General features: G+C 42.0%; 7 protein-coding genes and 1 tRNA gene. All 8 read right to left on the reverse strand.

All coding sequences use genetic code 11. The features are described from left to right. Positions 1-720 (reverse strand): S1C family serine protease (locus tag LD39_RS07455; protein ID WP_035544692.1); only part of this gene is annotated, 720 nt, incomplete at its 3' end. Positions 721-798: 78 nt separating this feature from the next. Next, a complete protein-coding gene (locus LD39_RS07460; protein ID WP_035544693.1) occupies positions 799-1593 on the reverse strand; it encodes an MBL fold metallo-hydrolase in 795 nt (264 codons plus the stop codon). Between the two features lie 16 nt (positions 1594-1609). Then, positions 1610-2518, reverse strand: coding sequence for a two-component system regulatory protein YycI (gene yycI, locus LD39_RS07465; RefSeq protein ID WP_035544695.1), 909 nt, complete (start codon positions 2516-2518; stop codon positions 1610-1612). A gap of 19 nt (positions 2519-2537) precedes the next feature. Then, on the reverse strand, positions 2538-3896 hold the full coding sequence (locus LD39_RS07470) for a YycH family regulatory protein (RefSeq protein WP_035544697.1): 1359 nt from the start codon (positions 3894-3896) through the stop codon (positions 2538-2540). Further along, positions 3893-5707, reverse strand: a complete 1815-nt coding sequence (walK, locus tag LD39_RS07475) for a cell wall metabolism sensor histidine kinase WalK (protein WP_035544699.1) — start codon at positions 5705-5707, stop codon at positions 3893-3895. Before walK ends, LD39_RS07470 begins: the two co-directional genes overlap by 4 nt. Before the next feature lie 7 nt (positions 5708-5714). Continuing rightward, the gene (gene yycF / locus LD39_RS07480) at positions 5715-6419 is read right to left on the reverse strand and encodes a response regulator YycF (protein ID WP_035544702.1); all 705 of its coding nucleotides are present in this window, start codon (positions 6417-6419) and stop codon (positions 5715-5717) included. Between the two features lie 142 nt (positions 6420-6561). Then, positions 6562-7914 (reverse strand): peptidoglycan DD-metalloendopeptidase family protein, encoded by a 1353-nt coding sequence (locus LD39_RS07485; RefSeq protein WP_035544704.1) that lies wholly within the window; start codon positions 7912-7914, stop codon positions 6562-6564. Positions 7915-8259: 345 nt separating this feature from the next. Beyond that, positions 8260-8332: transfer RNA gene (locus tag LD39_RS07490), tRNA-Phe, on the reverse strand. Positions 8333-8338: the final 6 nt, after the last annotated feature.

Raw genomic sequence — 8338 nt, forward strand, 5'->3', positions numbered from 1 at the left:
CTCCGCCTGCCAATCTTCCAGTCCATCTCCATTAAAGTCCTGGGGAATGGCACGTTGTTTTCCACTGATAATCCCTTGCGTTACAGAACCGGAGAATCTTAATCCAAGAGGATTACCGATCGCGATGGCCGGTTCTCCTACCTTGAGATTTTCAGAGCTTCCGATCTCAACGACTTTATCAACTTTATCTCCAGGCATCTTAAGTACGGCTAAATCTGTAAATATGTCACTTCCAACAAGCTGTGCTTTAATCCTCGTTTCGTCAGCAAGCACAACTTCTATTTCGTTTGCTCCTTCGATGACGTGATTGTTTGTAACGACATACGCTGTCCCATCTTCTTTTTTATAGATGACCCCGGAGCCTACACCCGCTTGCTGGGCGCTCCCATCCCCTTCCCAGAAGTTTTGCTGGGATTGAAGATTGACGACACCTACAACTGAAGGGGTAACTTTCTCAACGACATCTGTAATCTGTGTCTTTACATCAAGTTGAACACTTTTTGTTGTATCCCCTGTAAGTCCTTGATCATCCTGGACAAGGCCACTCTCGTCTTCCGGAATGGTGATTTCATAAGGCAGCAACTCGGTTTGTACGAGTGCAGGAAGCGCTAATAAGACTAAAACTGCACCGAGGATGACGCCTACGATCGTTGGCATGACCCAACGCCGTCGATGCTTCTGTTGCTGGGTGGCAGAGGAATGATCATCATAATAACCCACGCATATTCACCTGTCCTTTCTCGTTCGTTTACTTTCTACTTAGATATTGTTTCCTGTTTTCTAAGAAAATAAAACTTTTTAAACGTGGAACATCGGCGTTGCCTCTGCTGGATCTGTATCATGGAGTTCAATCCGTGACCCCAGCTCAAATCCTCTTTCCTGAAGAATGTTTGAGACAGACATCCGTGCCAGGTCTTTCATATTGTTATCAAGGCTTAAGTGAGCTAAATAGATTCGCTGCGTACGGTCTGTTAAAATATCCGTTAAGGCTAAAGCGCAGTCCTCATTGGAAACGTGGCCGGAGTCGCCAAGAATCCTCCGTTTAACGTTCCATGGATATCTCCCCATACGGAGCATGCTGACGTCATGATTGGATTCAAAGATATAAGCATCTGCGTTTTCCACGGTTTTCTTGATTCGTTCCGAAACATACCCTAAATCCGTCACCAGAGCTACCTTTTTCCCTTCATGATGAAACGTATAAAACATAGGATCAGCAGCATCATGAGAAACGGCGAAGGATTCTATGTCAAGATTGCCAAATGTCTTTGTTTCTTCCATATTGAAATGGAATTTCTGATCAAGAGAAATCTTCCCGATCTGATTCTCCATCGCCTTCCACGTTTTCTCGTTCGCATAGATAGGCAGATTATAACGACGAGCCATGATGCCTAACCCTTTAATATGGTCACTATGTTCATGAGTAACTAAGATTCGGGACAGCTCATGTGGATCGATATTTACTTGACTTAACAGCTGTTCCATCCGCTTTCCACTTAGACCCGCATCAACGAGGATTTTTTCTTCTCCCGATTCTATATAAAAAGCATTTCCTGTGCTGCCAGAGGCAAGCACACTAAATCGTAATGACATGCGAATGACACTCCATTTAATTGGTTTCTCCAGAATTCTGTAAGTTCTTTTTCGATGAGTCAGATGTTTCCACTTCATCTGCCATTCCGTAATTCTCCTTGGATGTTTGGATGAAATTCTCTTCCTGGGTGTCTATGATGGTTCCGTATACCGCATAAACGAAATGGTTTTCGTCTCCGTTCACCGTCACTTTCCAGGTCGGTCCAAACACCTGAGGGCCGTTTTCCTCTCCAGCTTCAAGGCTGAAGCTGCTGTAATAACCGACATTCATCGATGTAATTTCATCGCCTGATTCGATCTTACCTTCATCCATTAACCTTTTGATGGTCGTTAGAGGAGAAATCAAGCTGGTCTCGCTTTCGGTTTCTTCCGTCTCGAACGATAACAAGGTCGCGACGTACTCTGTCATTTTTCCATCTTCGACCTTGACCATCAAAAAACCACCCTGGTTGAAATAAACCGTCCGACCATTCGCTTTTTGGAAGAAAAGCAAAACATTCTGTTCTTTGTTCCAACCCCAGAACGAATACTGGTTACTAAAAGGCACCACTTCGTCTACCTTTTCCGTCACATTTTCTTCCGTAAATTCTACGGGATCTTTAATCGTCGCCTTCAACACGTTATCTCTTACAAAATTTATCTCTTGGTTCCCATCTTCCTTTAAAGTTTCAATTTCGGAAAGAATTTCTTCGGAAAATTTACTTTGTGAAGAAGTGATATTCGCCACCTTAGGGGCCTCTTCTGGGATTCCTTCTTCTGACCAAGTGATATTATTGTTTTGTAATTCTGATTGAATCGTTTCTGAGGTTGTGGTCATTTCATTTAACTCCGTCTGATCTTGCTTACTCAGAAACTGCTGTAAGAGAAAGAGATCGAGAATGAGAAAGCTAAGAATAAATAAGAGTTTAATTTGTCCCCACTGCATAATTCTACGACCTCCTCACTTACGATACCTCTTTATTTTGCGAAATGTCTTCTTTAAACAATGGTTTCCACTCTCCAGCGGTTTTGATGTACCATTGCGGCAACAGGTTATAGGCTAGCCGCATATCATTTTGATCCTTCAAACTGTAGCCGACCTGAATATCATCTATATTATTTAGATCGTAGCCTTTTTCCTTAATTTTGCTAATGACTTCTTCGCCAGATTCGAGCAGTATAGAAGACTCTCCTTCGTTTTTATAATCGACCGGAAAGAAAGAGACTAACGGGCGGTTATATTCCTGAATCGATCCACCCTCATATTTCAATGAAATCTTTGTCAAATCCGTATTTTCATAAATAGGAAGACCATTAAAATACATGAGGAAACTCACTTTATCTGCCGTTGAATTGATATTTTCTAAACGGAATTGGTTTGTCCACCCGTAATGATTATTCATATCGCTCACACTTTTTGTCAAAAGCTCATACTGAGTCCAGTAGGTAGACTGATTCGTAATCATGTACACGTATTTCATGAGCCGCTCATCATTCATAATATCCAATCTCCGGCTGATATCTTGAAAACGCCGGTCTACGGAATTTGTAAAGGACGATTTGATTGTCGATGTAGGCGGAAATAAAAAGTTTTGTAATGGTTTCACTGGAACAGCGTCGGTTTGCAGGACTTCAGTCGGGTAAGAAACTTCTTCCGAAGGCAGATAGATATGATCAAAACTGGCCCCATCTACTGTGCTGCCACTCCAATCCGATAATCGGAACTGATTCACCATATCTTTAACCTCTATCTCGCTGAAAAGCTGACTAGCTGCTTCTTCAGAAAGGGATGCTGACATTCTTGCAGGACTTACATCCTCTCCCGTATCCATAATATAGACCGTATAAGGGGAAACCGCCCCTGAATTATGATCGTGGACGACAAAAATCCGATCAAACGTTGTGTCTTCCGCAGGTAAGTCTTCATTTATTGTAAAAATATCACCTAAAACCTTTAACGGGAGCTTGGTTGGGAAAATAATTTCAGCAACACTGTCCCTTTCCCCGATTTGGGGAGAGGATGGATTGTCATTGATATTTACAAGCGACCACTGTTTCATACGACCATATATCGCTGAGCGATCTGAAGGGTCCGCATAAGAATAATAAGACCCCTGATGCTTGAACACGATTTTAGTTGGTTCAATAAGATCCAGTACTGTACTTTGAGTACCGCCACTTTCTTCAAGGGTCGTTTTGCCAACCTCACTTTCTTCTCCCGCTGTGTCGAAATCTGGCTGATAATTCCATAAAGCGAGGGTAAGCAGCAAGCTAAAAGCAATCAGTATGACCAAAATTACGGACTTCATCGTTTCCCTATTCATGATTGACCCCTCCGCTTCTGACTCATTAGCGGTAGTGTAAAGTAAACGGTTGTTCCTTTACCTTCTTGACTCCTCGCCCATATTTTCCCGTGATGTGCTTCAATCATTTCCCGGGCAATAGCGAGACCTAATCCTGTACCGCCCATCTCTCTAGCTCTCGATTTGTCTACACGGTAAAAGCGGTCGAATATCTTATCGACCGTATCAGGAGGCATGCCGATTCCTTCATCCGTCACACTTACGATCAGTTGTTTTTTTGTAGAGTGGGCATCAAAGCTGACCGTCCCGCCTTCCGGAGAATATTTAATGGCATTCGAGATTACGTTGTCCAACACTTGAGTGATTTTATCTTTGTCCATCCATACGTACATCTTACGGTTGACGAGATTCCGCTCAAATTGCATTTTTTCATCTTTATTCATTTCAAATCGATCAATGATGTGGTTGAAGAAACCGACAAATTCGACTCGCTCTTTCATTAAGCTCGTCTCTTTATGATCCATTTTTGTCAATTGCAGCAGGTCGTTCACTAAGCGAATCATTCGATCCGTTTCGTTTTGAGTAACATCTAGAAAGCGGGGGGCGATATCCTCGTCTCTCCACGCGCCGTCATTTAGTGCCTCGATATAGCTGCGCATCGTCGTTAGAGGTGTCCTTAGCTCATGCGATACGTTCGATACGAACTCTCTTCGCTCTTGTTCGACTTTCTCCTGTTCTGTCACGTCACTGATCACTGTGATAAATCCGTCCATCTCATCGTTCTCATCTTCAACGACTGAAAAGTTAGCTTTTAACAACAAATGCTTATCTTCGCTGCTCAAGTCGATGATCATGGAACCCGTTTCTTCTACCTCACTCATCTCCTGGATTTGGTCATTCAAATCAAAAACATCGATGAGTGACTGGCCCTGCACGTCTTCAAAGGTCTGACCAATTAACTTCGCTGCCGGTTCATTCATTAAAATAATCGCGCCAAGTCGGTCGGTAGCAATGACACCATCCGACATATTCGACAGGACCGAGCTCAATTTGCGCCGCTCGCCTTCCGTGGTGGCCTGCGCTAACTTCAATTTATCATTCAAATCATTGAAGGTGATCCCGAGCTGACCTATTTCGTCATTCCCTTTTACATCAACTTTTTGCGAAAAGTCCCCGGTAGCCATGATCTGGGCCTGCCTTTTCATTTCTGTCAGCGGCTTTGTGATCGTCCTTGCGACAAGGATCCCTAACAAAGCCGTTACAGCAATAGCAAGCAGCGTTCCATTTGCAAAAATTCGATTGATGGCTTGCATTTGATTATAAATGCCATCCATTTGCGCTTCGTAATAAAGTACACCTACAATTTGGTCTGATTCATTTTTGATAGGTTTGGCACCTACATATAAACGCTCCCCATCAGAAGTAACGGGCTGAGGCTGAGATTCCCCTAGGATGAACACTTTAGTAATGAGGGGATTCGTGACTTTCTGACCAATAATGGATGGGTCACTGATGTTAGCGATCACGCTGGGGGAATCATCAATGACCTGCAGTTTACTAATGTCCGTTGTATTGAACTCACTCAGGAGCCTTTGGGCCTCGGATTCAAGTGACGGAACATCTTCTCCCCGTTCAGCAGTAAAGGCGTTTTGCAGACTGAAGGTCAAGGATTCTAAACGATCATCGATCGAAGTCGTAAAGTTCGTAGTCAGCTGTTCTTCTAATTTTTCAACAAAATAGGCACCAATGACTTGGATGCCTAATAACATAAGTAAAATGTACACAACTATAAGTTTCAGTCGTACCGACTGAAAAAAACCAACCTTTTTCATACTAAGCTTACTCCTGCTCTGGATTTCTCAAATAGTAACCAACCCCGCGGCGGGTAACAATCCATACAGGATTACTCGGGTTCTCCTCAATTTTTTCACGAAGTCTACGCACAGTTACGTCGACAGTACGAACGTCACCATAATAGTCGTAACCCCATACCGTCTCTAGAAGGTGCTCCCTGGTCATGACTTGTCCAATGTGACGAGCTAAATAATGTAACAGTTCAAATTCACGGTGGGTAAGCTCGATATAGTCTCCATCCCTTGTAACCGTGTAGGCATCAGGGTGAATCGACAACCGGCCGATGGTAATATCTTTCGGCTGATCAGAGCTGTCTTCCGGCTCCTGCTGCTGGCGTCGTAAATTCGCTTTGACACGGGCAATTAATTCACGGTTACTGAATGGTTTCGTGACATAATCATCAGCACCCATTTCTAGACCGAGTACTTTGTCAATCTCAGCATCCTTGGCCGTCAGCATAATGATTGGCATAGTCTGTGTCTTTCTTACTTCCCGGCATACTTCATTTCCATCTTTATTCGGTAACATAATATCCAAGAGGATTAAGTCTGGCTTTTCATCCTCTGCTTTTTTGATGGCCTCATCGCCGTCGTATGCACAGACGACTTCGTATCCTTCTTTTTCTAAGTTGAATTTCAATATATCAGCAATCGGTTTTTCATCATCTACTACTAAAATCTTTGGAGCCATAAAAGTCACATCCTTTTTATCAACTTCTATACTTTCCCTCATTTTAACTTATTTATCGTGAAATGTCTTACTTCACCTTAAAAGAATCATTCCCTTAAACAATAAAAACATCCACTATGAAGATTCATAGTGGATGTTTGACTTAGAAAAAGGACAATGGATTTTTTAAAGAGCCATCCTTATGCACTTCAAAGTGCAAGTGGGTTCCGGTAGAGTTCCCCGTATTCCCCATCACTCCTATTGGTTCGCCTTTTTTCACAACGTCTCCGACACTGACCTCAAAGGACGAAAGGTGAGCGTAAATGGTTTTATATCCGTTGTTATGATCAATCACAATTTTATTGCCAAATCCGGACTGGCGTTCAGCGGTGATGACCTTTCCGTTATCCGCCGCTGTGATCGTGCGGTCGCTTACTCCGGCAATATCGATTCCTTTATGCATGCGGCCCCAGCGCTGTCCCATATGACTTGTTATTTGTCCACCAGCCGCCGGCCACTTGAAATTACCTGTTCCTCTGGACGGAATCACTTTCGTTCCCTTCCACACGATCTCTTTAACAGGCTCTTTCGTGACTTCTTCTTTCGTAACCTCTTCTTGATCGAGTTCGCCATTTATTTTCGTTTCAGTATAATGGATGGTTTTTTCTCCATCTTCCCCGTTCTGTTTTACTTCCGTTTCACCTTTATAGAGTTTATCGGTCTTCACAACTTCTTTTTTATGAGAAATTGTTTCTGTCTTCATTCCTTTTTCTTTTACAACGACATCGATGAGAGGATCCGATTCTGTCGTTTTCTCAACATCTTTACTGTCCGGTTCAGCTTGTTCTTCGCCGCCCTTCGCATTCATCAAATGATCTTGAGACATATTATATTGAACGGAAGTTTCCCCTTCCTCAATTTTTGTTAACGCTTCTTCTACTGTAGCCATATCAGCAGGATTCACTTGTGCCTTTGCTTTTGTCACATTTTCTGAAAGCTTAACAGACGAAATCGTGGTCTCATTTTTCTTAGGAGAGGATTCTTCTGCTTTGGATGTAGTCTGCTTCAGCCCATCCAATGTTTCAGCATCTACATAATTTTCTTTCAGCTTGCGAATGACTTCATCAGCTTTCTGTTTGCTAGGCAAATAGGCAGCTGTTTCGCCATCTATCTGTAAATCAACGGCGGCAACCTCCGTCGTAAGTGCTTCATCTAAGTTTTGAACGACTTTCTCATTTTTAAAATCTGGGGCGAACATTTTTTCAGACTCAAAAGAAACATCTTCATCAATGACCATATCCCAATTTTCATGCTTGTTTTCCGCTTTTTTCAGACGGTTATCAACATAATCCTTCACGACATCTTTATCATCGACAATTCCTACATGTTTACCATCAACAAAAACGTGGTATGTAGTTTTAAAGCTATTCTCAGCATATGCTGTTCCGACACTCAAACTTAGACCAATCAAAACGGTTACGGCAATTTTTTTCCCGATTCCTTTGCTGCGAAACATTTCCCTATCCTCCTGTAAAAATTAACCTTTTCTCTCTCTATTGTTATATTTTTATTAATATTTTTTCACTCACTAAATCTATCACAGCAAAAAGGTTGATAAAACGGTTTTCCAAGCTTGTAATTAATACATAATATTGCTACCAAATTCGTGAAAAAAATAATATATTATTACTAACGAAGTGTAAATAAACACTAATATGATTACAAAACCATTACAATTTTCATTTCAACTTTTTTCTACTATTTATAAAATTTAGTTAAACTTGTTGTTTTTTCCTTAAAACATAAAATCAAATATATGCAAAATAAAAAACGTCTACGAATCTTCGTAGACGTTTTAAAGTGGCTCGGGACGGAATCGAACCGCCGACACACGGATTTTCAGTCCGTTGCTCTACCGACTGAGCTACCGAGCCATAATA

The organism is Halobacillus sp. BBL2006, assembly GCF_000786645.1.
Classification (GTDB): Bacteria; Bacillota; Bacilli; order Bacillales; family Halobacillaceae; genus Halobacillus.

Excerpts from the sequence above, each read along its gene's own strand:
- LD39_RS07460 (WP_035544693.1), bottom strand. The coding sequence starts at position 1,593 with ATGTCATTACGATTTAGTGTGCTTGCCTCTGGCAGCACAGGAAATGCT.
- yycI (WP_035544695.1), bottom strand. The coding sequence starts at position 2,518 with ATGCAGTGGGGACAAATTAAACTCTTATTTATTCTTAGCTTTCTCATT.
- LD39_RS07470 (WP_035544697.1), bottom strand. The coding sequence starts at position 3,896 with ATGAATAGGGAAACGATGAAGTCCGTAATTTTGGTCATACTGATTGCT.
- walK (WP_035544699.1), bottom strand. The coding sequence starts at position 5,707 with ATGAAAAAGGTTGGTTTTTTTCAGTCGGTACGACTGAAACTTATAGTT.
- yycF (WP_035544702.1), bottom strand. The coding sequence starts at position 6,419 with ATGGCTCCAAAGATTTTAGTAGTAGATGATGAAAAACCGATTGCTGAT.
- LD39_RS07485 (WP_035544704.1), bottom strand. The coding sequence starts at position 7,914 with ATGTTTCGCAGCAAAGGAATCGGGAAAAAAATTGCCGTAACCGTTTTG.